Source organism: Melaminivora jejuensis (genome assembly GCF_017811175.1).
Lineage (GTDB): Bacteria > Pseudomonadota > Gammaproteobacteria > Burkholderiales > Burkholderiaceae_C > Melaminivora > Melaminivora jejuensis.
Genome location: NZ_JACWIJ010000002.1, coordinates 405677 through 428024, shown reverse-complemented (window position 1 = coordinate 428024; position 22348 = coordinate 405677). Strand labels below are relative to the sequence as shown.

Here is a 22348-nt window from a genome sequence, read left to right as displayed (position 1 = left end):
CAACATGTCCTGGCTTGAAAAACTCCTGCCCTCCAAGATCCAGCAGACCGACCCGGCCGAGCGCCGGCAGATGCCCGAAGGCCTGTGGATCAAGTGCCCCAGTTGCGAGACGGTGCTCTACAAGAACGACCTGGAGGCCAACCAGAACGTCTGCCCCAAGTGCAGCCACCACCACCGCATCGGCGCGCGCGCGCGGCTCAACGCCTTCCTGGACGGCGAAGGCCGCTACGAGATCGGCCAGGAAGTGCTGCCGGTCGATGCGCTGAAATTCAAGGACAGCCGCAAGTACCCCGAGCGCCTCAAGGAAGCCCTGGAGCACACCGGCGAGACCGACGCGCTGGTCGTCATGGGCGGCGCGGTGAAAAGCATCAACCTGGTGGCCGCCTGCTTCGAGTTCGACTTCATGGGCGGCTCCATGGGCAGCGTGGTCGGCGAGCGCTTCGTGCGCGGCGTGGAGACCGCCATCGAGCAGAAGGTGCCCTTCATCTGCTTTACCGCCACCGGCGGCGCGCGGATGCAAGAAGGCCTGCTGAGCCTGATGCAGATGGCCAAGACCAACGCCGCACTCACGCGCCTGGCGAAAAAGGGCCTGCCCTACATCAGCGTGCTCACCGACCCGACCATGGGCGGCGTGTCCGCCGGCTTTGCCTTCGTGGGCGACATCGTGATGGCCGAGCCCAAGGCACTGATCGGCTTTGCCGGCCCGCGCGTCATCGAGTCCACCGTGCGCGTCACCCTGCCCGAGGGCTTCCAGCGCGCCGAGTTCCTGCAGCACAAGGGCGCCGTGGACATGATCGTCGATCGCCGCGAGTTGCGTGACACCGTGGCGCGCAGCCTGGCCATGCTGCAGCGCCTGCCGGCAGACGCCGTGGCCTGAAGCGCCGCCCGGCAGCCTCTGCCGCCTCTCCTGCATTGCATGACCGCCCGCGTTGGCGGTCTTTTTTCATGCGCCGCCGCAGGGCGACACAACCTGTCGCACGTCCTCCCTACAGTCCCGTGCATCGGCCTCAAGCCGTGGAGCAGCTAGCAAAAATCATAGCTGCCCACGCTTACCCAGCAAGGGTTAGAGCCGAAAAACTTCAATAAACACGGAGAACACCATGAGAGGACAGCTACTCGGCTTCAACGAGGAAAAACAGGCCGGCGCCATTGCCGCCTCCAACGGACAGCGCTACATCTTCCACATCAGCGACTGGCAGGACGTATTGCCGCCCGAGCGCGGCATGAGCGTGGACTTCACGCCTGGCGAGGGCACGCGCGCGCACCAGGTGCAAATCGCCGCGCCCGCTGCCTTGCCCGATCCCCTGTTCGACCCCCTGCCACCGCCACCTCTGCAGGCGCAGCCCGCCGGCACGGCCAGCGCGCCCCAGCCGCCTGCCCCCATGTCGCTGGCGCTGCGCCCCAAGCGCAAGGCGGTGCTGACCCTGCTCACCTTGTTTCTCGGCTTCCTCGGCGCACACCGTTTCTACATGGGTGCCTGGGGCCTGGGCCTGGTGCAGCTGCTGGCCGTGCCCCTGGTCATCGGCGTGCTGGCCCTGGCGCTGCCGCCCCTGGGAGGACTGCTGTACCTGATCGCCCTGATCTTCATCTGGGTCGAGCTGGTGCGCTACATCTGGATGAGCGACGCCGAGTTCGACACCAGGGTGCAGCACTACCAGGCAGCGCGCCCCGGGCCGTTCTCCTTCTTTTGGTGAGTGCGGCTGGCCATGCAGCACAGCATCCCCCTGCAGCCCCACTCGGGGCTGGGCATTGCTTCCTTCATCATCAGCCTGGGTGCCGGGCTGATGCTGCTCATCGCCCTGCTCATCGCCGGCGTGCTCGAATCGCAGCCCGGCGGCCTGGACGAGGACTCGATCGCCGCTGGCGTCCTGGGCCTGATCCTGGTGCTGGCCGTGCTGGCCCAATTGCTGGCCCTGGGCCTGAGCATCGCCGCCGTGGTGCAGGTCGGGCGCAACAAGCTCTACGGCATCCTGGGCCTGGTGTTTTCCGCCACCGGGCTGATCGGCGCCGTGCTGATCCTGCTGCTGGGTGCGCTGCTGGGCAGTTGAGGCAGCAGGCAAGACCAACCAACCGATGAATGATTCCATGTCGATACCCAAGCCCCTGAAACCAGCCCTGCCCAGCGCCCTGCTCGGTGCCGCCCTGGCGCTGTCCACCGGCACAGCCAGCGCCCAGGCAGACAACCTGGAGGGCGCGCTGGAGCGCGGTGCCACGCATTCCGTGCTCTGGTTCGCCAGCCCCGAAACGGGCGACCTGATCGGCCAGGCCTTTGCCAACGATTCGCAGGCCGGCCAGACCATCCTGGCACGCTGCCTGCCCGACCTAGGCTGCGCCGTCGAGGCAGCCCGCTTCGCCGACGAGGCCCCGCAGGAGGAGCTGGAGCGCATGGGCTTCAGCGCCCAACCCTCCGGCTGGACACTCATCACCCACGCACGCGACGCCTACATGCTGACCAACCTGCCCCTGCAGGAGCGTGAACTGCAGACGCGCCACGGACGACTCAGCATCACCGACGACCACCGCCTGCTGTTCAACGACCGCGCCGTGCTGGACAGCCCGCCAGCGCCGCCGGAGGCGCCAGCGGTCGCCCAGTCGTCAGCGGCCACTCCAGCCGCTGCCCCGTCCCCGCCCCGGCAGTCTCCTGGACGCAGCGCCTGAGCGCCTGGTGGCAAGGTCTGTGGGGCCGGCTGCTGGCCCTGTTCGGGCGCGCGCCAGTCACAGTGGGCACAGGCACTGCCGATGCCACGGCAGCAGCCCCCGTCACACCGATCTCCGCCGCAACCCCTGCCCCGGCGGCGCAGGGCACTGCCGATCTGGTGCAGGGCAACAGCCGGCTGGACATCGTGGCGCACTTCGAGCTGGAGGGCCAGGACATCGTGCTGCTGCAGGACACGGGCGGCACCGCCTGCCCGGCGCTGTTTCGCTTTGCCACCCTGACCAGCCAGGGCATCGCCGTGACACCAGAGTTCGGCACCTGCTCGGATATCGCCACCGTGGCCATGAACTCGGTCACGCTCGACCCGGTGCCGGAGCTGTTGGTCAGCATGGCGGGCTACCGTGGCCCTTCGAGTCGGAGCAGGAGCAGCAGCGCGCCTACCGCCAGCTGCACCGTTTCACCCTGCGCCAGGGCGTAATACACGAGCAGGGCTATCAAAAACCATAGCTGTCTGCGCTTGCCAGTCAAGGGTTTGAGCCGGAAAACACCCTTGACTCACCCCAGCAGCACCCCCGCCTGCAGGTGCCCCAGCACCATGGCCAGCACCTGCAGCAGCACCAGCAGCACCAGCGGCGACAGGTCGAAGCCGCCCAGCAGCGGCAGCACGCGGCGCAGCGGCGCCAGCAGAGGCTCGCACAGGCGGGCGATGACATCGACGATGGGCGAGCGCGTCTGCACCCACGACAGCACGACATGCACGAACACCAGGCCCATCAGCCCCGAGACTGCCACCTGGGCCGTGCCGAACAGCGCCATCCACGGCGCCCAGGCCAGGCCCATCGCGCCGCTGAACAACAGCAACAGCAGCAGGTACTGCGCCAGCTTGAGCAGCAGCGCGGCAGCCAGGCTGGCCAAGTCCCAGCGACCTGCGGCGGGCACCAGCTTGCGCAGCGGCAGCACGATCCAGTCCGTCACCGCAAACACCAGCCGCCCGACCGGATTGGCAAAGGGCACGCGCTGCAATTGCATATACAGCCGCAGCAGGCAGGCGCCAGCCAGCAGGCCGGTTGCGACATCGAGGAGAAAGGACAGGATTTGCAGCAGCATGGCGGCTCCGGGCGGGTGGCAAAGCCGTGGGATGATAGCCACGCCCATGAATTCCAATCCGCCCTCGCCGTCGCCGCTGACCCTGACCTCGCTGCCGCTGTTTCCGCTGTCCAGCGTGCTGTTTCCGCAGGGCACGCTCGACCTGCGCGTCTTCGAGGTGCGTTATCTGGACATGGTGCGCAAGTGCCAGCTTGCCGGCGCGCCCTTCGGCGTGGTGGCGCTGGCGCAGGGCAGCGAGGTGCGCCGCGCCGGCGCCGGCGACGAGCAACTGCACGACATCGGCACGCTGGCCGCCATAGAGCAGCTGCACGCACCCCAGCCCGGCCTGGTGCTGCTGCGCTGCAGCGGCAGTCAGCGCTTTCGCATCACGCAGCGCCAGCGCCTGCCACATGGCCTGTGGGTGGCCGACGTGCAACTGCTGCCCGCAGATGCCGCCGTGGCCGTGCCGCAGGACTTGCGCCGCACGGTGGCAGCGCTGCAGCGGCTGCTGGCCTCGCTGCAGGCACGCGGCCAGGCGCCTGCCGCCCTGAGCGCGGCCAGCACCGCCCAGCTCGATGACTGCGCCTGGGTCGCCAACCGCTGGTGCGAGCTGCTGCCCCTGCCGCTGGAGCTGCGCCAGCGGCTCATGGCGCTGGACAACCCGCTGGTGCGGCTGGAGCTGGTGGGCGACATCCTGGAGCGCACCGGCATCCTGGACTGAAAGCAGCCCCTCTTGAGGCCATCCCTTTCGAGGTGCTGGAGCAGGCAAGCCTTTCATGCGCCGCCAGGCGACCGGGCATTGGGCATTGGGCATTGGGCGCCAGACACTCAGCAGCCACCCGCACCGATCGGCGCTTTGGGATATGCCTAAAATCCCGCAGTTGTCCCAAGGCGTGCCGCACGCACCGCCGTGGCCGCAGCGCCCGCGCCGGCCCAGTGCCCTGCCGCCCTCCCATTCCCCTCGGCGTTTGCCTCCTCTCCCTTTGTCTATGTCTTCCGACCAGCCCAGCCCCGCCGCCCCGCCCGTGGATGAAAACCAGCTCATCGCCGAGCGCCGCGACAAACTGCGGGAGCTGCGCGAGCGCCAGGCGCGCGGGGCCGGCGTGGCCTTCCCCAACGATTTCAAGCCGCAGCACAACGCTGCCGACCTGCACGGCTCGCACGGCGGCTTGCCAGCCGAGGCGCTGGAGGCGCAGCCCATCAGCGTCAGCGTCGCCGGTCGCATGATGCTCAAGCGCGTCATGGGCAAGGCCAGCTTTGCCACCATCCAGGACGGCTCGCTGGGCGAGACCGGCGGGCGCATCCAGCTCTACGTCACGCGCGACGCCGTGGGCGAGGAGCTGTACGCCGACTTCAAGCGCTGGGATCTGGGCGACATCGTGGGCGCCGAGGGCACGCTCATGAAGACCAGGACGGGCGAGCTGTCCATCAAGGTCACGCGCCTGCGCCTGCTGACCAAGAGCCTGCGCCCCATGCCCGACAAGTTCCATGGCGTGGCCGACCAGGAGGTCAAGTACCGCCAGCGCTACGTCGATCTGATGACGGATGAGGCCGCGCGCCGGCGCTTCGTGGCGCGCAGCCAGGCGATTTCCGGCATCCGCGCCTTCATGGTCGAGCATGGCTTTCTGGAGGTGGAAACGCCCATGCTGCATCCCATCCCGGGCGGCGCCAATGCCCGGCCCTTCGCCACGCACCACAACGCGCTGGATCAGGAAATGTTCCTGCGCATCGCGCCCGAGCTGTACCTCAAGCGCCTGGTGGTGGGCGGCTTCGAGCGCGTGTTCGAGATCAACCGCAACTTCAGGAACGAGGGCATCTCGGTGCGCCACAACCCGGAGTTCACCATGATGGAGTTCTACGCGGCCTACTGGAACTACCGCGACCTGATGGACTTCACCGAGGAGCTGATCCGCAACGCCGCGCGCCAGGCCACGGGCGGCCTGCAGCTGGACTACGGCGGGCGCGCCGTCGATCTGGCCGCGCCCTTTGCCCGCATGACCATCCGCGAGGCCATCCACGCCCACACCGAGGCCGGCGCGCACGTCGATGACGCCGCCTGGCTGATCAGCGCCCTGAAAAAACTCGGCCTGAGCGAGGACAAGGATCGCCTGTCCAGCCGCACCCTGGCCGGCCTGCAGGTGCTGTACTTCGAGGAGGCGGTGGAGGACAAGCTGTGGCAGCCGACCTTCATCATGGAGCACCCCACCGAGATCTCGCCGCTGGCGCGCGCCAACGATGCGCGCCCCGAGGTGACCGAGCGCTTCGAGCTATACATCACCGGGCGCGAGATGGCCAACGGTTTTTCCGAGCTCAACGACGCCGAGGATCAGGTGGCGCGCTTCCAGGCGCAAGTCGATGCCAAGGACAGCGGCGACGACGAGGCCATGTATTTCGACCATGACTTCGTGCGCGCGCTCGAATACGGCCTGCCGCCCACGGGCGGCTGCGGCATCGGCATCGACCGACTGATGATGCTGCTCACCGACAGCGCCAGCATCCGCGACGTGATCTTGTTTCCAGCGCTGCGCCGCGAGCACTGAGGCCCGCCCCCGTGCCGCCGCACACGCCATGAGTGCCCAGCCCATGCCCGAACCCGCTGCTTCCCATCAGCCGTTTTGCGTGCTGGTGGTCGAGGACGACGGCGCCTTGCGCGCCACCCTGGCCGCCGAGCTGCAGCAGGCTGGCGCCACCGAAGTGCTGCAGGCCGCCCATGCACCGGCGGCGCTGCAGCTGTTTCGTCAGCACCGGCCCGACCTGGTGTTGCTGGACATCTGCCTGCCCGGCAGCGAGGACGGCTACTGGGTGGCCCAGCGGATGCGCGAGGCCGAGCCGGGCGACTGGACGCCGATCATCTTCCTGTCCGGTCTCACGGGCGATCTGGACGTGTGGCGCGGCATCGAGGCCGGCGGCGACGACTACCTGGTCAAGCCGGTCAAGCCCATCGTGCTGGCCGCCAAGCTGCGCGCCATGCGCCGACTGCGCGACATGCGCCGGCGCCTGGTGGAGCTGACCGACGAACTGCACCAGGCCAATCAGCGCCTCAACGAGATGGTCGAGGTGGACGCGCTCACGGGCCTGGTCAACCGGCGCGGCTTCGACCGCATCCTGCACAGCGAGATCCTGGCCGCCCGGCGCGAGGGCGCCCCGCTGACGCTGATGCTGTGCGACCTGGATCACTTCAAGCGCTACAACGACACGCTGGGCCACGTGCGGGGCGACGAATGCCTGAAAATCGTCGCCCGCGTGCTGCGCGAGGTCTGCGTGCGCCCGCGCGACGTGGCGGCGCGCTACGGCGGCGAGGAGTTCGCGCTGATCCTGCCGCACACGCCGCGCTCGGGCGCCATGACCTTCGCCCGCGCCCTGGGCGGGCTGTTGAAGGCGCGCGGCATCGCACACCCGGACTCGCCCCTGGGCCAGGTGCTGACCTTCTCGGGCGGCATCACCACCTGCGTGCCCGACGCCAGCACCAGCGCCGAGGGCATGTTGATGCGCGCCGACGAGGCGCTGTACGCCGCCAAGGCGCAGGGCCGCAACCGCTTCTTCAGCTTCGAGATGCAGATGGACACCATCGAGCAGCGCCAGCGCTGAAGCCACCCGCCTGCCGCTGCCCGCTGCCGCCCCACGCCACTACGCCGACATGCAATCGCGCCTGAAACTCTATCTGCCGCCCTGGATGCAGGACTGGCTGGACGTGATCGTGCCGCTGCTGCAGATCGCGCTGATCGTGCTGGTCACGCTGGCGCTGTACCGCCTGCTGCAGCGCATCTTCCGCCGCGCCAGCGAGCGCTATCAATTTCCGCACGAGTTGCTGCGACCGGTCAGCGTCATCGTGCGCTGGCTGCTGATCGGCGGCGCCGGCCTGCTGGCGCTGGAGCGCCTGGGCGTGTCGGCCAGCGTGCTGTGGAGCGCCTTCACCGGCTTTGCCACCGTGGGCGCGGTGGCCTTCTTTGCTGCCTGGAGCGTGCTGTCCAACCTGTTCTGCGCGTTCCTGATCGTCAGCGCCGGGCCGTTTCGCCTGGGCGACCACATCGAACTGCTGGAGAGCGCCGACAAGCCCGGCGCCCTGGGCCGGGTGGTGGACATCAATTTGCTCTACACCACGCTGGAGGATGCCACCGCCCCCGAGCCCGGCACGCTGCTGCAGATCCCCAACGCGCTGATCTTCCAGCGTGTGCTGCGCCGCTGGCGCGCCGGAATGCCGGTGCCGCCCGAGCGGCTGCAGCCCCCGAGGCGCTGCGCGCACCGCCTGCGCCAGCCGGTGCCGAGGCTGGCGCACAAACGTTGCGCGAAAGCAAAATCCATCAGCACTAACCCTGTTGCCAGTGCCCTTGAGGGCATTAAGCTGGCGGCCTGCGCTGCAGGCCCGCTTGTCCGGGCCTGTCTTTTTGCCACCTGATTTCCTCACCAAGATCGGAAAGATTTTCATGAACACACCGTTTCGCCTGCACTCCGTTGTCGCCGCCCTGAGCCTGGCCGGTGCCGCCCTGCTGCTGCCCGCGCACGCCCAGATCAAGATCGCCATGGTCATCCCGACCACCGGCCCGCTGACGCAGTACGGCGACATGGTCAAGGAAGGCGCCACCACCGCCGTCGAGCTGGCCAACGCCACCGGCGGCATTGGCGGCAAGAAGATCGAGCTGGTCGCCGTGGACGACGCCTGCGAGCCCAAGCAAGGCCCGGTGGCCGCCAACCGCGTGGTCAACGGCAAGATCGGCTACGTGGTCGGCCCGGTGTGCTCGGGCGCCTCGATTGCCGCCGCCCCCATCTACAACAACGAGGGCGTGGTGGTGGTGACGCCCTCGGCCACCTCGCCGGCGCTGACCGACGGCAAGAATTTCCACTTCATCTTCCGCACCATCGGCCGCGATGACCAGCAAGGCCCGGCTGCCGCCAAGTTCATCGCCGAGAAAGTCAAGCCCAAGAAGGTCGCCATCCTGCACGACAAGCAATCCTACGGCCAGGGCATCGCCTCCTCGGTGCAGGCCGACCTGAAGAAGGCCAACGTGCCGGTGGCGCTGTTCGAGGGCATTAACGCCGGCGACAGCGACTACTCCGCCGTCATCACCAAGCTCAAGAGCGCCGGCGTGGACTTCGTCTATTACGGTGGCTACCACCCCGAAATGGGTCTGCTGCTGCGCCAGGCCGGCGAGCAGGGCCTGAAGGTGCGCATGATGGGCCCCGAGGGCGTGGGCAACCCCGAGGTGAACGCCATCGCCGGCAACGCCGTCGAGGGCATGTTGGTCACGCTGCCGGCAGATTTCTCGGCCAACCCGAAGAACGCCGCCGTGGTCAAGGCCTTCCAGGACAAGAAGCGCAACGCCTCGGGCGCTTTCCAGCTGACCTCGTTCGCCGCCACCCAGGCCATCCTGGAAGGTATCAAGGCCGTGGGCGACGATCCGGCCAAGGTGGCCGACCACCTGCACAAGGCCACCGTCGAGACCGTGCTCGGCCCCATCAGCTGGAACAAGCAGGGCGACCTGAACTCGTTCGACTTCCAGGTCTTCGAGTGGCACAAGGACGGCAGCAAGTCGCCCGCCGCCAAGTAAGCAGGCGCTGCACCGAGCTCCAGCGCTTTCCTTTCCTCTTGCACACCGGGGTGCCGCTGAACGCATCCCGGCGTGCTGTCACATCCGGGCCGCTCGCGGCCCTTTTTTCGATTGTGGAGGGCGGCATACCATGTCCGATCTCTTGCCCCAGCTGCTACAGCAGCTGTTCAACGGTCTGTCCCTGGGCGCCATCTATGCCCTGATCGCCATCGGCTACACCATGGTCTACGGCATCATCGGGATGATCAACTTTGCCCACGGCGAGATCTACATGATCGGCGCCTACATCGGGCTGGTCACACTCTCGGCCATCGGCATGCAAAGCGGCCTGCCGGTGTGGGCCATCATCTCCATCATGCTGCTGGTGTCGGTGGTCATCACCGGCATCTATGGCCTGGTGGTCGAGCAAGTGGCCTACAAGCCGCTGCGCGGCAGCCCGCGCCTGGTGGCGCTGATCTCGGCCATCGGCATGTCGATTTTTCTGCAGAACTGGGTGGCCCTGGGCCAGGGCGCACGCGACATGGCCGTGCCCTCGCTGATCCCGGGCGCCTTGCGCTTTGGCGGCGAGGACGGTGGCTTCGAGATCTTCGTGCCCTACTCGCGCATCCTGATCATCGTCGTGGCCGTGGCGCTGATGGCGCTGCTCACGGTGTACATCAAGCACTCGCGCATGGGCCGGGCCTCGCGCGCCTGCTCGCAGGACATGCACATGACCAACCTGCTGGGCATAGACACCAACCGGGTCATCTCCTTCACCTTCATCCTGGGCGCCATGCTGGCCGCCGTCGGCGGCGTGCTGATCGCCCTGGCCGTGGGCAAGCTCAACCCCTTCATCGGCTTCATCGCCGGCATCAAGGCCTTCACCGCAGCGGTGCTGGGCGGCATCGGCTCCATTCCCGGCGCCATGCTGGGCGGCGTCATCCTGGGCGTGGCCGAGACCTTTGCCGCCGCCTACATCTCGTCGGAGTACAAGGACATCGTGGCCTTCAGCCTGCTGGTGCTGATCCTGCTGTTTCGCCCCACGGGTCTGCTGGGCAAACCTGAAGTGGAGAAGGTGTGATGCAGCCGCAAGTCCAATCCATGCCGTTTTCCATGCACCTGCGCCACGCCTTTGTGTCCGCCTTCCTGGCGGCCATCGTGGTGTTGCCCATCTTCACCCTGCACCTGGAGCGCGCCGGGGTGCGCACCATCATCGTGCCCGAGTGGCGCACGCTGCTCTGGGGCTGCCTGGCGGTGTTCGCCGTCCAGCTGCTGCGCCCGCTGCTGCTGCCGCGCCTGCCGCGCCTGGCCCTGCCACGCATCCCGCAGGTCGCCCCCAGCCATCACAAGGTGCTGCTGCTGGCCGCGCTGATGATCGCCGTCATCTGGCCCTTCTTTGCCGGGCGCAACGCCGTGGACATCGCCACGCTGGCCATGATCTACGTGATGTTGGGCCTGGGCCTGAACGTGGTCGTGGGCTTTGCCGGCCTGCTGGACTTGGGTTTCGTGGGCTTCTACGCCGTGGGCGCCTACACCTTCGCCCTGCTCTACCACTGGGCGGGCTGGAGCTTCTGGCAGGCACTGCCGCTGGCCGGCGCCCTGTCGGCGCTGTTCGGCTTCCTGCTGGGCTTTCCGGTGCTGCGCCTGCGCGGCGACTACCTGGCCATCGTGACCCTGGGCTTTGGCGAAATCATCCGCCTGCTGCTGGTCAACCTGACGGACTGGACGGGCGGGCCGGACGGCATCTCGGGCATCCCCAAGCCCAGCGTGTTCGGCCTGGAGATGGGGCGCAGTGCCAGCACCGAGGGCGGCACCACCTTCCACCAGTTCTTCGGGCTGGAGTTCAACTCCATGCACATGGTGATCTTCCTGTACCTGATGGCGCTCTTGCTGGCGCTGGTCACGCTGTTCATCAGCAACCGGCTGATCCGTATGCCCATAGGCCGCGCCTGGGAGGCGCTGCGCGAGGACGAGATCGCCTGCCGCTCGCTAGGCCTGAACCCCATGTCCATCAAGCTCTCGGCCTTCACGCTGGGCGCCATGTTCGCCGGCTTCGGCGGCGCCTTCTTTGCTGCGCGCCAGGGCATCGTCAACCCCGAATCCTTCACCTTCATCGAGTCGGCGCTGATCCTGGCCATCGTGGTGCTGGGCGGCATGGGCTCGCAACTGGGCGTGATCCTGGCGGCCATCCTGCTCACCGTGCTGCCCGAGGTGGCACGCGAGTTTTCCGAGTACCGCATGTTGATCTTCGGCCTGGTCATGATCGTGATGATGATCTGGCGGCCTCAAGGGTTGCTGCCCATGAAGCGCCACCATGTGGAGGTGCCGGCATGAGCGCCCCCATGACAGCCACCCGGCCAGCGGCAGCGACCAGCGCCGCGCCCATCCTGCAAGTCAGCGGCCTGTGCATGCGCTTTGGCGGCCTGCTGGCGGTCGATCACGTCGCCTTCGACGTGGCGCCGCAAGAGGTCTTCGCCATCATCGGCCCCAACGGCGCCGGCAAGACCACGGTGTTCAACTGCATCAGCGGCTTCTACCAGGCCAGCGAAGGCCAGATCCAGCTGGCCGGCCAGAGCATCGCCGGGCACAGCAGCCACCAGGTCGCCAACCAGGGCGTGGTGCGCACCTTCCAGAACGTGCGCCTGTTCAAGGCCATGACGGCACTGGAGAACCTGCTGGTCGCCCAGCACCGCCAGTCGCGCGCGCCGCTGCTGGCCGGCATCTTCAACACCGCCAGCTACCGCAGGAGCGAAGCCGAGAAGATCGAGCGCGCCCTGCAATGGCTGGACGTGATGGGCCTGCGCGAATTCGCCAACCGCGAGGCCGGCAATCTGGCCTATGGCCACCAGCGGCGGCTGGAGATCGCGCGCTGCATGATCACCGGCCCACGCCTGCTGATGCTGGACGAGCCCGCCGCCGGGCTGAACCCGCAAGAAAAGAAAGACCTGCAGCAGCTGATCGACCAGCTGCGCCGCGACTGGGGCGTCACGGTGCTTTTGATCGAGCACGACATGGGCCTAGTCATGGGCGTGTCCGAGCGCATCCTGGTCATGGAATATGGCAAGCCCATCGCCCTGGGCGTGCCCGAGGCGATCCGCAACGACGAACGGGTCATCAAGGCCTACCTGGGAGAAGCCTGATGACGAGCGCAACCATGAAAACCGCAGCCGCGCCCATGCTGCAGGTGCAGGGCCTGTTCACCCACTACGGCGCCATCTGCGCTGTCAACAATGCCAGTCTGCACGTCAACCAGGGCGAGATCGTCTCGCTGATCGGCTCCAACGGCGCCGGCAAGACCTCGCTGCTCATGACGCTGTGCGGCACGCCGCGCGCCAGCGGCGGCAGCGTGCTGTACGAGGGCGAGGACATCACCCAGGCGCCCACGCACCTGATCATGCGCCGCGGCATCGCCGTCTCGCCCGAGGGGCGGCGGGTGTTCCCGCAGCTCACCGTGGTCGAGAACCTGAAGATGGGCGGCTTCTTCCTGGACAAGGACGAGATCGACGCCGGCATGGAGCACGTCTTTGAGCTGTTCCCGCGCCTCAAGGATCGCGCCAGCCAGCGCGCCGGCACCATGAGCGGCGGCGAGCAGCAGATGCTGGCCATCGGCCGCGCCCTGATGAGCCGCCCGCGTCTGCTGCTGCTCGACGAGCCGACGCTGGGCCTGGCGCCACTCATCATTGCGCAGATCTTCGACATCATCCAGATGATCCGCAGCGAGGGCGTGACGGTGTTCCTGGTCGAGCAGAACGCCAACCGCGCGCTGGCCATCGCCGACCGGGGCTACGTGCTGGAGAACGGGCGCGTGGTGCTGGAGGACACTGGCGCGGCGCTGCTGGCCAACGCCGATGTGCGCAAGGCCTACCTGGGCGGGTAGGCCTGCCAGGAGCCTGTTGCTGCAGCCGGGGCGCCGGTGGCTTGCCGGGTGGGCCTTGTTCTTGCTGGCCTTGTGCAATCCAGCGCTGGCGTCCTGGGCCATCACCGACCTCGCCGTGCTCGAAGACGCAGCCGGCAGCCAGACCATCGCCAGCGTCACGCAGCCCGACCGTGCGGCGGCATTCAAGTCTGCCCCGCACGGCTTTTCTGCCGGCTTCAGCCGCTCCGCGCATTGGATGCGCTTCACCCTGCCGGCGCCGCCCCCGACGCACGGGGCCGGCGCACAGTCCTGCTGGAGATCCACCCACCCTACCTGGACGAGCTGCAGCTCTACCTGTCTCGGCCCCAGGCCCCGGGCACCTTCAGCATCAAGCACGCCGGCGACCTGCTGCCCCAGACGGCCAAGGAATACCTACCGCGCCTTCGTGTTCCAGGTCGATTTCGCCGATGCGCGCCCGCGCACCGTCCACGTCCGGCTGCGCACCACCAGCAGCTCGGTGCTGGCTGTGCGGGCCTGGCAGCCCCGCCACTTCGTGGCCCAGGCAGCGCGCGAGTACGCCCTGCTGGGCCTGCTGCTGGGCCTGTTCACGGCGGCGCTGATCACCAACCTGTGGCAAAGCCCCTGGCGGCGCGAGACCATCTACCGCCGCTATATCGCCTATCTGCTGGCCAACATGGCCAACATCATCGGGGTCAATGGCCTGGCTGCTGAATTCCTCTTCCCCCAGTCGCCCTTCTGGGCCAACCACTGGGTGTCCCTGGGGACGCTGTCCGTGATCATTTTCGGCACGCGCTTTTACATGGAGGCGCTGGACTTGGCCCACGCCCAGGCCTGGATGCGCTGGCTCTACCGGATGCAGCTGTGGGTGGCCGTGCTGTGCCTGCCCGCACCTTTCCTGGACTTCTACCCCGAAGTGGCCCGGGTGGTGCTGCCGCTGGCATCGTTGACCCTGCTGATCGGCGCCGTGCGCAGCGTGCAGCTGTGGCGGCAAAAAAACGCTAACGGCAAGCTCCTGCTGCTGGCCCATCTGCTCAGCCTGGTGGGCAGCGTGTCCGTGGTACCCACGCTGCTGGGCCTCTTCCCAGGCCAGCTGTGGCTGATCTACGGCTTCCAGCTCGGGCCTTTGGGCACCCTGGTGGCGCTGCAGCTCATGCTGTCGCAGCGCACGCGCGTGATGCAGGCGCAACTGCTCCAAGCCAGCCTGGATGCCGAAATCGCCGAGGCCACCGCCCGCCAGGAGCGCGCCGAGCGCGAGCACCAGCGGCACTTCCTGTCCATGCTCACGCACGAGCTGCGGACACCGCTGTCGGTCATCCGGATGCGCCTGGGCGCGCAGGAGCCCACCTTGCGGATGCAAAGCCACGCCCGGCAGGCAGTGCGCGACATCGACGCCATCGTCGAGCGCTGCGCCCTGGTCAGCCAGCTGGAGGACAAGGCCACCCAGGTGCAGCGCGTGCCGTGCGACATCGGCGCCCTCGTGGCCGAGGTGATCGCGCTCCAGCCGCCGGGCGCCGCCGGGCGCATCAGCCTGCGCCTGGCCCCGGACGCCGCCAGCGCCAGCCTGTCCAGCGACCTGCTGCTGCTGCGCACCATCCTGGGCAACCTGATCGACAACGCCCTCAAATACGCGCCGCAGGGCGCGCCGGTACGCATCGACGTGGCCGCAGCCCATCACGGCGAACGCCCGGGCGTGGCCATCCAGGTCAGCAACCCGCCAGGCGTGGCCGGCCTGCCCGACCCGGCGCGCATCTTCGAAAAATACTACCGCGCCCCGGGCGCCCACCAGCAAAGCGGCTCGGGCCTGGGGCTGCACATCGCCCAGGCGCTGGCCCAGCGGCTGGGCGGTAGCATCGAGTGCCACGCCGAGCCGGGCGTGGTGACCTTCGTGCTTTGGCTGCCCCTGTGACCGTGAACCTCCTCCACCAGCAGTTGCAGCTGCGGATCGGCCTGCACCAGTGAGTCCAGAAACGCCAGGCCGCCGGCGCTGGTGGCGTTGCCGGTGGCCAAAATGGCCACCTGCTGCAAGATGTTGTCCAGTGGCGGCGCTACGGCAGAAGTGCTGGAGGTGCTGGAAGAAATGCTGGCGGTAGCAGTGGCAGGCGACGTGGCGGCGGGCATGGGGTGTTCCTGAAGCGCGACTGAAGGGCAAAAGCTGGAAGCCGGCACTGCAAGCCGGAAACCATTTTTTGCAATTGGGCGGTTGCGTGTTGCACCATGGGCAGTGCAAAGCTGCTAGCGCACTCTAGGAGGCCCACAAAATCCAAGCTTGCCAAAGCTTGCTGTTACATGTCTGGCCAGGCCAGGCCTTGAATCTTTCTAATTTGATAGCTGCCAGCGCTTGCCCTGTAAGGGTTTGAGGCAGTTCACGGCAGCAACTCCAGCGCCTGCATGTACGCCGGCTGCACCATCAGCTCATCCCAGGGCTGCGGCAGCGTCTGCGGCAGCAGGGCCACGCGGCGGGCCTCGCTGGCTTCGCTGGGCTGCCAGCGCCCAGCTGTGCGCGCCGCGTCCAGGCCCTCGATCAGCTCATCCACCGCCCGGCCCTCGCCCACACTCTGGTTGCACAGCAGCACCAGGTCGCAGCCGGCAGCAAGCGCCGCCGCCGCCGCTTCGGCGTAGCTCACCACCTGGCCGTCGATGCGCCGCGCGCCTTCCATGCTCAGGTCGTCGCTGAAGATGGCGCCATCGAAGCCCAGGCGGCCGCGCAGGATGTCCTGCAGCCATTTTTGCGAAAAGCCCGCCGGGCGCTTGTCCACCCGGGGTAGATGACGTGCGCCGGCATGACGCTGGTGAGCACGTTCGACAGCCAGTCGTAGGGCATAGCGTCGTCCTGCAAGATGGCGCCGAGGCTGCGGCGATCGACCGGCACTTCGGTGTGCGAATCGGCGGCGACGTGGCCGTGGCCGGGGAAGTGCTTGCCGCAGTTGGCCATGCCGGCCTGCAACAGGCCCTGCATCAGCGCACGCGACAGCATGGCGACCACGCGCGGGTCGGCATGGAAGGCGCGGTCGCCAATCACCGCGCTCGGCCCCCAGTCCAGGTCGAGCACCGGCGTGAAGGAAAAGTCCACGCCGCAGGCGCGCAGCTCGCTGGCCAGCACGTAGCCCGCCGCCGTCGCCGCCTGCATGGCGCGCAGGGCGCCGCTGCCCTCGCGGTGCTTGCTGCCTTTGCCATCCTGCATCCACAGCTCGCCCAGGGCGCGCATGGGCGGCAGGTGGGTGAAGCCGTCGGTGCGAAAGCGCTGCACGCGCCCGCCTTCGTGATCGACGCAGATCAGCAAGTCCTCGCGCACGTCCTTGATGGCGGCGCACAGCTCCAGCAGTTGCCGCCGATCTTGCCAGTTGCGTGTGAACAGGATGATGCCGCCGACCAGCGGATGGGCCAGGCGGCGGCGGTCGGCGGCGCTCAGGGTGGTGCCGGCTGCGTCGATGATCAATGGGGCGTGCTGGGTCATGGCATTAACTCTCGAAAAGATAGCTGTCTTCGCTTGCTGTATAAGGGTTTCAGGCAGTTTTCATCATACTTACCGACACGTCTGTAGGTTGCAGCCGACCTGAAAATCTAACTTCGGCTGCCACGTGCGGCCCGGGGTGGAACCTACATTGAAGGTGTCGCACAGCCACCCCGGCACATGCGCATCATCCATCTTCAAAGGACAGCAACATGAACACCGATCAGATCAAGGGCGCCGCCAAGGAAGTGGCCGGCAAGGTGCAGCAAAAGACTGGCGAGGTCTTCAACAGCCCCGAGCAGCAGGTCAAGGGCGTGGCCAAGCAGGTCGAGGGCGGCGCCCAGAAGGCCTATGGCAACGCCAAGGAAGACATCAAGGACGCCACCAAATAAGTGTCGAGGTATGAAAAGCCCCGCTGCACGACTGCAGCGGGGTTTTTTTGCGCCCGGCTCCGGCCTGGTGGAGTGCAGGCCGGGCCGTCAAAGCCGCTCGACCACAACGAAGCTGGCGGCGTATTCGCTCTCGTCGGTCACACTCAGATGGGCGCGCAGGCCGCGCTGCTCGAACCACAGGGCCAGCTCGCCGTGCAGCACGATGCACGGCTGGCCGCTGGGCAGGTTGGCGACCTCGCAGGCGCGCCAGGTCATGGGCATACGCATCCCCAGGCCGATGGCCTTGGAGAACGCCTCCTTGGCAGAAAAGCGCGTGGCCAGGTAGCGCACGCCGCGCTCGGGCCAGCGCGCGCTGCGGGCCTGCCAGGTAGCCAGCTCGCCATCGGCCAGCACGCGCTCGGCAAAGCGCTCGCCGTGGCGCGCCAGGCTGGCGCGGATGCGGCGCACGTCGCAGATGTCGGTGCCTATGCCGTAAATCATAGTCAAATCAGCCTCAAACCCTTGTCCAGCAAGTGCTGACAGCTATTGTTTCAGGAGCGATCCGCCATACCCTGGTCGATGCACTGCTGGTAGGCACGCACGGTAGCGGCGTAGCCCAGCTCCAGCGCATCGCTGATGAAGGCGTGGCCGATGGACACCTCCAGCAGGCCGGGCACGCGGGCGACGAAGGCGGCCAGGTTATCCCGGTTCAGGTCGTGGCCGGCGTTGACGCCCAGGCCGGCGGCTAGTGCCGCCTGGGCGGCGGCGGCGTAGCGCGCCAATTGCGCCTCCTGCTGCGGCGTGCCCCAGGCGGCGGCGTAAGGCTCGGTGTACAGCTCGACGCGGTCGGCGCCCACGGCGCGCGCGCCGGCCATCTGCCCGGGGACGGGATCCATGAACAGGCTGACGCGCACGCCCAGGGCGTGGCACTCGGCAATCAGGGGCGCCAGGCGCTGGGCGTCCTGCGGAAAGCTCCAGCCGTGGTCGCTGGTGAACTGATCCTCGCTGTCGGGCACGAAGGTGGCCTGCTGGGGGCGCACGGCGCGGATGAAGTCCAGCAGGTTCTGCGTCGGGTTGCCCTCGATGTTGTATTCCCGATCCGGCCAGGCCTTGAGCAGCGCCGCCAGCTCATGCACATCGTGGGCGCGGATGTGGCGCGCGTCGGGCCGGGGATGGACAGTGATGCCCTGGGCGCCGGCCTGCAGGCATTGCTCGGCGGCGCGCAGCACGCTGGGGATGCCCAGGTGGCGCGTGTTGCGTACCAGCGCGACCTTGTTGACGTTGACGGACAGGGCGGTGCGCGCACTGGCAGAGGTGACAGATGTGGCGAAGGAGGTCATAGGGTCACAGCGATTGCAAATCCATCATGAGCTGGCGTGTGCGCAGCAACGGGCTGCCGCAGTGGTATTGCAGCAGCGCGCGCAGCTGGGGCTTGAGCGGCGCGGCCAGGGGCGCGGCGGCGCGCAGCAGCGCGGGGTAGGCGGCGCCGGCCTGCAGGGCCTGCTGCAGCGTCCTCCACTGTGCGCCGGTCAGGGTGGCGCGGTCATCGGGGCCGGCAGCGCGCAGGCCGCCTTCGGGCACCAGGGCATAGGCGGCAGCGGGCTGCAGCGCGGCCAGGGTGGCGCTTTCCTGGTCGAGGGCAGGCAGCAGGCCCAGCGCGCGCAGCAGCAGCAGCTCGAAGGCGCGCAGCACCGGCTCCAGCGCCTCGCCGTGGCTGCCCGTGCCCAGCACGCGCACCACGCCGGCATAGACATCGAACAGCTCGGCGTGCGGGTCTTCGCGCGCCAGCAGGCGCAGCAGCAATTCGTTCAGGTACAGGCCGGCCAGCAGCGCATCGCCCGCCGGCATGGTGTGACCGCCGGCCCACTCGGCGCCGCGCAGGGCGTGGATGTCGCCATGCCCGCCGCTGGCGGCGTAGGTCACGCGCAGCGGCAGCAGCGGCAGCAGCACCGGGCGGAAGTTGGAGGTGGGCTTCTTGGCGCCCCGCGCCACCAGCGCCACCCGGCCCCGGTGACGGGTGAAGGTCTCCAGGATCAGGCTGGACTCGCTCCAGTCGTAGCTGTGCAGGATGTAGGCGGGTTCGTCGGAGACGCGGCGGGTGGCCATGGGGGCGTTATGCGCTGTGCATCGAGCGTTGTGCGTGGGCGCTTGTCGCAAGACACTCGCCGCACGACGCTCAGCCGGCCTTCACTCGTAGCCGAAGGAGCGCACGCGCGCCTCGTCGTCAGCCCAGCCGGAGCGCACCTTGACCCAGACCTCCAGGAAGACCTTGGCGTCCAGCAGTTTCTCCAGCTCCTGGCGCGCTTCGGTGCTGATGCGCTTCAAGCGCTCGCCGCCCTCGCCGATGACCATGGCCTTGTGACCGTCGCGCTCGACCACGATGGTCGCGGCGATGCGCATGAAGCGTTTGTGCTGGCGGCTGGCCTCTTCGTCGAACTTGTCGATGACCACGGTGGAGGTGTAGGGCAGCTCGTCGCCGGTGAAGCGAAAGAGCTTTTCGCGCACCGTCTCGCCGGCCAGGAACTTCTCGCTGCGGTCGGTGAGTTCGTCCTGGCCGTACCACCAGGGCTGCTCGGGCAGGTATTTTTCAACGATGCCCAGCAGCCGCTCGATGTCATCGCGCTTCTTGGCCGACATGGGCACGAACTCGGCAAAGGGGTGGCGCTCCTGCATGTCGCGCAGCCAGGGCGCGATCTCGGCACGCCGGTGTACGGTGTCGAGCTTGTTGGCCACCAGCAGCACCGGGATGCCCGGCTTGAGCAGCGACAGCACCTTGGCGTCTGCCAGCGTGAAGCTGCCGGCCTCGACGACGAACAGGATGACATCCACGTCGCCAATCGCGCCCATCACGGTCTTGTTCAGCGACTTGTTGAGCGCCGTGCTGTGCCGGGTCTGGAAGCCCGGCGTATCGACAAAGACGAATTGCGTGTCGCCGCGCGTGCGGATACCGGTGATGCGGTGGCGCGTGGTCTGCGCCTTGCGCGAGGTGATGCTGATCTTCTGCCCGACCAGGGCGTTCATCAGCGTGGACTTGCCGACGTTGGGCTTGCCGACGATGGCGATCAGGCCGCAGCGCTGGCCCTCGCGGGCCGCAGCGGCGTCGCTGGCCGGCTGGGCAGCCAGCGCGGCGCCGCCGGGCCGGGCGGCGGCCAGCATGGCCTCCAGGTCGGGCTGGCGCAGCTGGCTGCCCTGCCCGCTGCGAGGTTCTTGGTTGTTTTGGCCGTTTTGCGGCTCCTGGCCTGCGCCACCAGCTATGTTTTCAGTAGCACTCATGCCTTGTTCCTCGTCGTTGTCAGTCGGGCCAGCACGGCGGCGGCGGCGGCCTGCTCGGCGGCGCGGCGCGAAGCGCCCGAGCCGCGCTCGCGCAAATTTCTTTCGGCCACTTCGCATTCCACGTGGAAGACCTGGGTGTGCGCAGCGCCGGTGGTCTCGACGACCCGGTACTGGGGCAGCTTGAGCTTGCGGCCCTGCAGCCACTCCTGCAACGCGGTCTTGGCGTCCTTGGCCTCGGCCTGCAGGCGTGCGCTCAGCTCCACGCCCTCGAACAATCGGTGTACCAGCGCCTGCGCCACTTCGTAGCCGGCATCCAGATAGACAGCGCCGATCACCGCCTCCAGCGCATCGGCCAGGATGGAGGGGCGCTGCTTGCCGCCGGACTTGGTCTCGCCTTCGCCCAGGCGCAGCACCTCGGGCAGCTGCAGGCGCACGGCAATGGGGTGCAGCGACTCCTGGCGCACCAGGTGCGCGCGCACGCGCGACAGCTCCCCTTCGGGCAGGTGCGCCAGGCGCGTGAACAGCAGGCTGGAGACGGCCAAGTTCAGCACCGAGTCCCCCAGGAATTCCAGCCGCTCGTTGTGCTCGGCGCTGAAGCTGCGATGCGTGGTGGCCCGCGCCAGCAGTGCCGGGTCGGCAAAGTCATGTTGCAGCCGCTGCTGCAGCGCCAGGAGGGCCGGGCGGACTGTGGGGACTGGTTGCACGTGGATGGCGGTCAGTTGGAGGAGCCTTGGAAACGATAGACCAGGAGGGCCGGGCCGGCCAGGTGGATTTCGCGCTCGTAGCTGTACGACACGACGATGCGGTCGTTTTGCTTGGTGACCTCCAGATCCTTGCCGGAGATGGACTTGATGTCGTCGATGGCAGCGGCCCGGTCGAAGGAGGCGCGGATTTCGGGCACCGTCGAGCCCTCCTGCGCAGCCTTGTTGGCGGCCTTCTTGATGGCGAAATATTCGGTGTAGATGGGCAGCGACTGGCCGCCGATGGCAAAGACCGCCACCGCCAGGACGCCGATGAAGACGACGCCGATGAAGGACAGCCCGCGTTGGCGCGAGCGAGGTGCTGTGCGTGGCAAGGCCATGCCTGGTCTCCCTGTGCTGTGCTGTTGTGCCTGGGTGGGATGCCGGCTCAGTTGAACGAGCCGATGCGCTTGAGGTTGCCGAAGTTCATCCACACGAAGAACGCGCGGCCCACGATGTTCTCGTCGGGCACGAAGCCCCAGTAGCGCGAGTCGAGCGAATTATCCCGGTTGTCGCCCATCAGGAAGTAGTGGCCTTCGGGCACCTTGCAGGTGACGCCTTCGACGCTGTAGCGGCAGCCCTCGCGGCCGGCGAAGTTGCTGGCGCCCTGCACGAAGGCCGGGGCGTCGGTGTTGACGATGACGCGGTGGCGGCGCTCGCCCAGCTGCTCCTCGAACAGCTTGAAGTAGCGCATGGCGTCCTGGTCGAAGTAGTCGGGCAGCGCCGTGGTGGGCACGGCCTGGCCGTTCACCGTCAGGCGCTTGTTCAGGTAGGCCACCTCGTCGCCGGGCAAGCCGACCACGCGCTTGATGTAGTCCATGCTGGGCTGCGGCGGGTAGCGAAACACCATCACGTCGCCGCGCTGCACGGGCGTGCCGGCGGTGATCTTCTTGTTGATGACCGGCAGGCGCACGCCGTAGGTGAACTTGTTCACCAGGATCAGGTCGCCCACCAGCAGCGTGGGGATCATGGAGCCCGACGGGATCTTGAAGGGCTCGAACAGGAACGAGCGCAGCAGGAACACGATGGCGATGACCGGGAACAGCCCGGCCGTCCAGTCCAGCCACCACGGCTGCATGAGCAGGCGTGCCTTGGCCTCCTGCACGTCGCCATCCACTTTCTGGATGCCCATGCGGTCGAGTTCGGCGCGGCGCTGGGCGGCGGCGTCTTCCAGCGCCTGGGCGGCGCGCCGGCGCTGGGGCAGGAAGACCAGCCGCTCGGCCAGCCAGTAGGCGCCCGTGACCACCGTGGCCAGAAACAGCAGCAGCGCGAAGTTGCCTTCGATGGCCCCCGTGTACCAGGCGCCGACGTAGCCGACGAAGGCCGCCAGCACGGCAGCGGTGATGTATTGCATGGCTTGCATGGATGG

General features: G+C 67.8%; 25 protein-coding genes and 1 pseudogene. 17 read left to right on the top strand and 9 right to left on the bottom strand.

Translation table 11 applies throughout. The features are described 5' to 3' along the window. Positions 1-4 precede the first annotated feature (4 nt). The 5 genes from accD to IDM45_RS02245 all read left to right on the top strand — a co-directional run bounded on the left by accD (position 5) and on the right by IDM45_RS02245 (position 3134). Positions 5-877, top strand: coding sequence for an acetyl-CoA carboxylase, carboxyltransferase subunit beta (accD, locus tag IDM45_RS02265; RefSeq protein WP_209421456.1), 873 nt, complete (start codon positions 5-7; stop codon positions 875-877). A gap of 223 nt (positions 878-1100) precedes the next feature. Further along, a complete protein-coding gene (locus IDM45_RS02260; protein ID WP_209421455.1) occupies positions 1101-1694 on the top strand; it encodes an NINE protein in 594 nt (197 codons plus the stop codon). Between the two features lie 12 nt (positions 1695-1706). Then, positions 1707-2048, top strand: coding sequence for a hypothetical protein (locus IDM45_RS02255; protein ID WP_209421454.1), 342 nt, complete (start codon positions 1707-1709; stop codon positions 2046-2048). 37 nt (positions 2049-2085) lie between these two features. Next, on the top strand, positions 2086-2658 hold the full coding sequence (locus IDM45_RS02250) for a hypothetical protein (RefSeq protein WP_209421453.1): 573 nt from the start codon (positions 2086-2088) through the stop codon (positions 2656-2658). 62 nt (positions 2659-2720) lie between these two features. Further along, positions 2721-3134 carry a hypothetical protein gene (locus IDM45_RS02245; protein ID WP_209421452.1) on the top strand — a complete coding sequence of 138 codons (414 nt, stop codon included), beginning with the start codon at positions 2721-2723 and terminating at the stop codon, positions 3132-3134. A 77-nt stretch (positions 3135-3211) separates the two neighbouring features. On the opposite strand, the gene IDM45_RS02240 is transcribed toward IDM45_RS02245, so the two are convergent. Continuing rightward, entirely contained in the window at positions 3212-3763 is a 552-nt protein-coding gene (locus tag IDM45_RS02240; RefSeq protein WP_209421451.1) for a YggT family protein, read from the bottom strand. Between the two features lie 46 nt (positions 3764-3809). Between IDM45_RS02240 and IDM45_RS02235 the strand changes: the two genes are divergently transcribed. The 11 genes from IDM45_RS02235 to IDM45_RS17895 all read left to right on the top strand — a co-directional run bounded on the left by IDM45_RS02235 (position 3810) and on the right by IDM45_RS17895 (position 15275). Then, positions 3810-4463, top strand: a complete 654-nt coding sequence (locus IDM45_RS02235) for an LON peptidase substrate-binding domain-containing protein (protein ID WP_209421450.1) — start codon at positions 3810-3812, stop codon at positions 4461-4463. A gap of 268 nt (positions 4464-4731) precedes the next feature. Then, positions 4732-6282: a lysine--tRNA ligase gene (lysS, locus tag IDM45_RS02230; RefSeq protein ID WP_209421449.1), complete on the top strand. Its 1551-nt coding sequence runs from the start codon at positions 4732-4734 to the stop codon at positions 6280-6282. A gap of 28 nt (positions 6283-6310) precedes the next feature. Next, a complete protein-coding gene (locus tag IDM45_RS02225) occupies positions 6311-7330 on the top strand; it encodes a GGDEF domain-containing response regulator (protein WP_408631649.1) in 1020 nt (339 codons plus the stop codon). 49 nt (positions 7331-7379) lie between these two features. Then, positions 7380-8138, top strand: a complete 759-nt coding sequence (locus IDM45_RS02220; RefSeq protein ID WP_209421448.1) for a mechanosensitive ion channel family protein — start codon at positions 7380-7382, stop codon at positions 8136-8138. Between the two features lie 28 nt (positions 8139-8166). Then, positions 8167-9288 (top strand): high-affinity branched-chain amino acid ABC transporter substrate-binding protein, encoded by a 1122-nt coding sequence (locus IDM45_RS02215; protein ID WP_209421447.1) that lies wholly within the window; start codon positions 8167-8169, stop codon positions 9286-9288. Positions 9289-9418: 130 nt separating this feature from the next. Beyond that, positions 9419-10348, top strand: a complete 930-nt coding sequence (livH, locus tag IDM45_RS02210; protein ID WP_209421446.1) for a high-affinity branched-chain amino acid ABC transporter permease LivH — start codon at positions 9419-9421, stop codon at positions 10346-10348. 20 nt (positions 10349-10368) lie between these two features. Beyond that, a complete protein-coding gene (locus tag IDM45_RS02205) occupies positions 10369-11601 on the top strand; it encodes a high-affinity branched-chain amino acid ABC transporter permease LivM (protein WP_209423968.1) in 1233 nt (410 codons plus the stop codon). After that, complete coding sequence (gene livG, locus IDM45_RS02200; RefSeq protein ID WP_209421445.1) at positions 11598-12407, top strand: high-affinity branched-chain amino acid ABC transporter ATP-binding protein LivG; 810 nt, start codon at positions 11598-11600, stop codon at positions 12405-12407. The genes IDM45_RS02205 and livG overlap by 4 nt, the downstream gene beginning before the upstream one ends. Positions 12408-12442: 35 nt before the next feature. After that, a complete protein-coding gene (locus IDM45_RS02195) occupies positions 12443-13144 on the top strand; it encodes an ABC transporter ATP-binding protein (RefSeq protein WP_209423967.1) in 702 nt (233 codons plus the stop codon). Positions 13145-13199: 55 nt separating this feature from the next. Continuing rightward, positions 13200-15050: a sensor histidine kinase gene (locus IDM45_RS02190; protein WP_209421444.1), complete on the top strand. Its 1851-nt coding sequence runs from the start codon at positions 13200-13202 to the stop codon at positions 15048-15050. 102 nt (positions 15051-15152) lie between these two features. Beyond that, positions 15153-15275, top strand: coding sequence for a hypothetical protein (locus IDM45_RS17895; protein WP_267912101.1), 123 nt, complete (start codon positions 15153-15155; stop codon positions 15273-15275). Positions 15276-15507: 232 nt separating this feature from the next. Here the strand turns inward: IDM45_RS17895 and nagZ are convergent. Then, positions 15508-16598: pseudogene (gene nagZ, locus IDM45_RS02185) on the bottom strand (beta-N-acetylhexosaminidase). A gap of 209 nt (positions 16599-16807) precedes the next feature. On the opposite strand from nagZ, the gene IDM45_RS02180 reads away from it, so the two are divergent. Then, positions 16808-16987, top strand: a complete 180-nt coding sequence (locus tag IDM45_RS02180; protein WP_209421443.1) for a CsbD family protein — start codon at positions 16808-16810, stop codon at positions 16985-16987. 87 nt (positions 16988-17074) lie between these two features. Here the strand turns inward: IDM45_RS02180 and acpS are convergent, their stop codons facing one another. The 7 genes from acpS to lepB all read right to left on the bottom strand — a co-directional run bounded on the left by acpS (position 17075) and on the right by lepB (position 22342). After that, entirely contained in the window at positions 17075-17467 is a 393-nt protein-coding gene (acpS, locus tag IDM45_RS02175; RefSeq protein ID WP_209423966.1) for a holo-ACP synthase, read from the bottom strand. A gap of 50 nt (positions 17468-17517) precedes the next feature. Further along, a complete protein-coding gene (locus IDM45_RS02170) occupies positions 17518-18306 on the bottom strand; it encodes a pyridoxine 5'-phosphate synthase (RefSeq protein ID WP_209421442.1) in 789 nt (262 codons plus the stop codon). Positions 18307-18310: 4 nt separating this feature from the next. Next, positions 18311-19072: a DNA repair protein RecO gene (gene recO / locus IDM45_RS02165; RefSeq protein ID WP_209421441.1), complete on the bottom strand. Its 762-nt coding sequence runs from the start codon at positions 19070-19072 to the stop codon at positions 18311-18313. A gap of 81 nt (positions 19073-19153) precedes the next feature. Further along, on the bottom strand, positions 19154-20122 hold the full coding sequence (gene era, locus IDM45_RS02160; RefSeq protein ID WP_209423965.1) for a GTPase Era: 969 nt from the start codon (positions 20120-20122) through the stop codon (positions 19154-19156). Between the two features lie 113 nt (positions 20123-20235). Then, positions 20236-20943, bottom strand: a complete 708-nt coding sequence (gene rnc, locus IDM45_RS02155; protein WP_209421440.1) for a ribonuclease III — start codon at positions 20941-20943, stop codon at positions 20236-20238. A gap of 11 nt (positions 20944-20954) precedes the next feature. After that, positions 20955-21320, bottom strand: coding sequence for a DUF4845 domain-containing protein (locus IDM45_RS02150; RefSeq protein ID WP_209421439.1), 366 nt, complete (start codon positions 21318-21320; stop codon positions 20955-20957). A 47-nt stretch (positions 21321-21367) separates the two neighbouring features. Beyond that, complete coding sequence (lepB, locus tag IDM45_RS02145) at positions 21368-22342, bottom strand: signal peptidase I (RefSeq protein WP_209421438.1); 975 nt, start codon at positions 22340-22342, stop codon at positions 21368-21370. Positions 22343-22348 lie beyond the last annotated feature (6 nt).

Coding starts and splice junctions, on each gene's coding strand:
- accD (WP_209421456.1), top strand. CDS start 5: ATGTCCTGGCTTGAAAAACTCCTGCCCTCCAAGATCCAGCAGACCGAC.
- IDM45_RS02260 (WP_209421455.1), top strand. CDS start 1,101: ATGAGAGGACAGCTACTCGGCTTCAACGAGGAAAAACAGGCCGGCGCC.
- IDM45_RS02255 (WP_209421454.1), top strand. CDS start 1,707: ATGCAGCACAGCATCCCCCTGCAGCCCCACTCGGGGCTGGGCATTGCT.
- IDM45_RS02250 (WP_209421453.1), top strand. CDS start 2,086: ATGTCGATACCCAAGCCCCTGAAACCAGCCCTGCCCAGCGCCCTGCTC.
- IDM45_RS02240 (WP_209421451.1), bottom strand. CDS start 3,763: ATGCTGCTGCAAATCCTGTCCTTTCTCCTCGATGTCGCAACCGGCCTG.
- IDM45_RS02235 (WP_209421450.1), top strand. CDS start 3,810: ATGAATTCCAATCCGCCCTCGCCGTCGCCGCTGACCCTGACCTCGCTG.
- lysS (WP_209421449.1), top strand. CDS start 4,732: ATGTCTTCCGACCAGCCCAGCCCCGCCGCCCCGCCCGTGGATGAAAAC.
- IDM45_RS02225 (WP_408631649.1), top strand. CDS start 6,311: ATGAGTGCCCAGCCCATGCCCGAACCCGCTGCTTCCCATCAGCCGTTT.
- IDM45_RS02220 (WP_209421448.1), top strand. CDS start 7,380: ATGCAATCGCGCCTGAAACTCTATCTGCCGCCCTGGATGCAGGACTGG.
- IDM45_RS02215 (WP_209421447.1), top strand. CDS start 8,167: ATGAACACACCGTTTCGCCTGCACTCCGTTGTCGCCGCCCTGAGCCTG.
- livH (WP_209421446.1), top strand. CDS start 9,419: ATGTCCGATCTCTTGCCCCAGCTGCTACAGCAGCTGTTCAACGGTCTG.
- IDM45_RS02205 (WP_209423968.1), top strand. CDS start 10,369: ATGCCGTTTTCCATGCACCTGCGCCACGCCTTTGTGTCCGCCTTCCTG.
- livG (WP_209421445.1), top strand. CDS start 11,598: ATGAGCGCCCCCATGACAGCCACCCGGCCAGCGGCAGCGACCAGCGCC.
- IDM45_RS02195 (WP_209423967.1), top strand. CDS start 12,443: ATGCTGCAGGTGCAGGGCCTGTTCACCCACTACGGCGCCATCTGCGCT.
- IDM45_RS17895 (WP_267912101.1), top strand. CDS start 15,153: ATGGCCACCTGCTGCAAGATGTTGTCCAGTGGCGGCGCTACGGCAGAA.
- IDM45_RS02180 (WP_209421443.1), top strand. CDS start 16,808: ATGAACACCGATCAGATCAAGGGCGCCGCCAAGGAAGTGGCCGGCAAG.
- acpS (WP_209423966.1), bottom strand. CDS start 17,467: ATGATTTACGGCATAGGCACCGACATCTGCGACGTGCGCCGCATCCGC.
- IDM45_RS02170 (WP_209421442.1), bottom strand. CDS start 18,306: ATGACCTCCTTCGCCACATCTGTCACCTCTGCCAGTGCGCGCACCGCC.
- recO (WP_209421441.1), bottom strand. CDS start 19,072: ATGGCCACCCGCCGCGTCTCCGACGAACCCGCCTACATCCTGCACAGC.
- era (WP_209423965.1), bottom strand. CDS start 20,122: ATGCTGGCCGCCGCCCGGCCCGGCGGCGCCGCGCTGGCTGCCCAGCCG.
- IDM45_RS02150 (WP_209421439.1), bottom strand. CDS start 21,320: ATGGCCTTGCCACGCACAGCACCTCGCTCGCGCCAACGCGGGCTGTCC.
- lepB (WP_209421438.1), bottom strand. CDS start 22,342: ATGCAAGCCATGCAATACATCACCGCTGCCGTGCTGGCGGCCTTCGTC.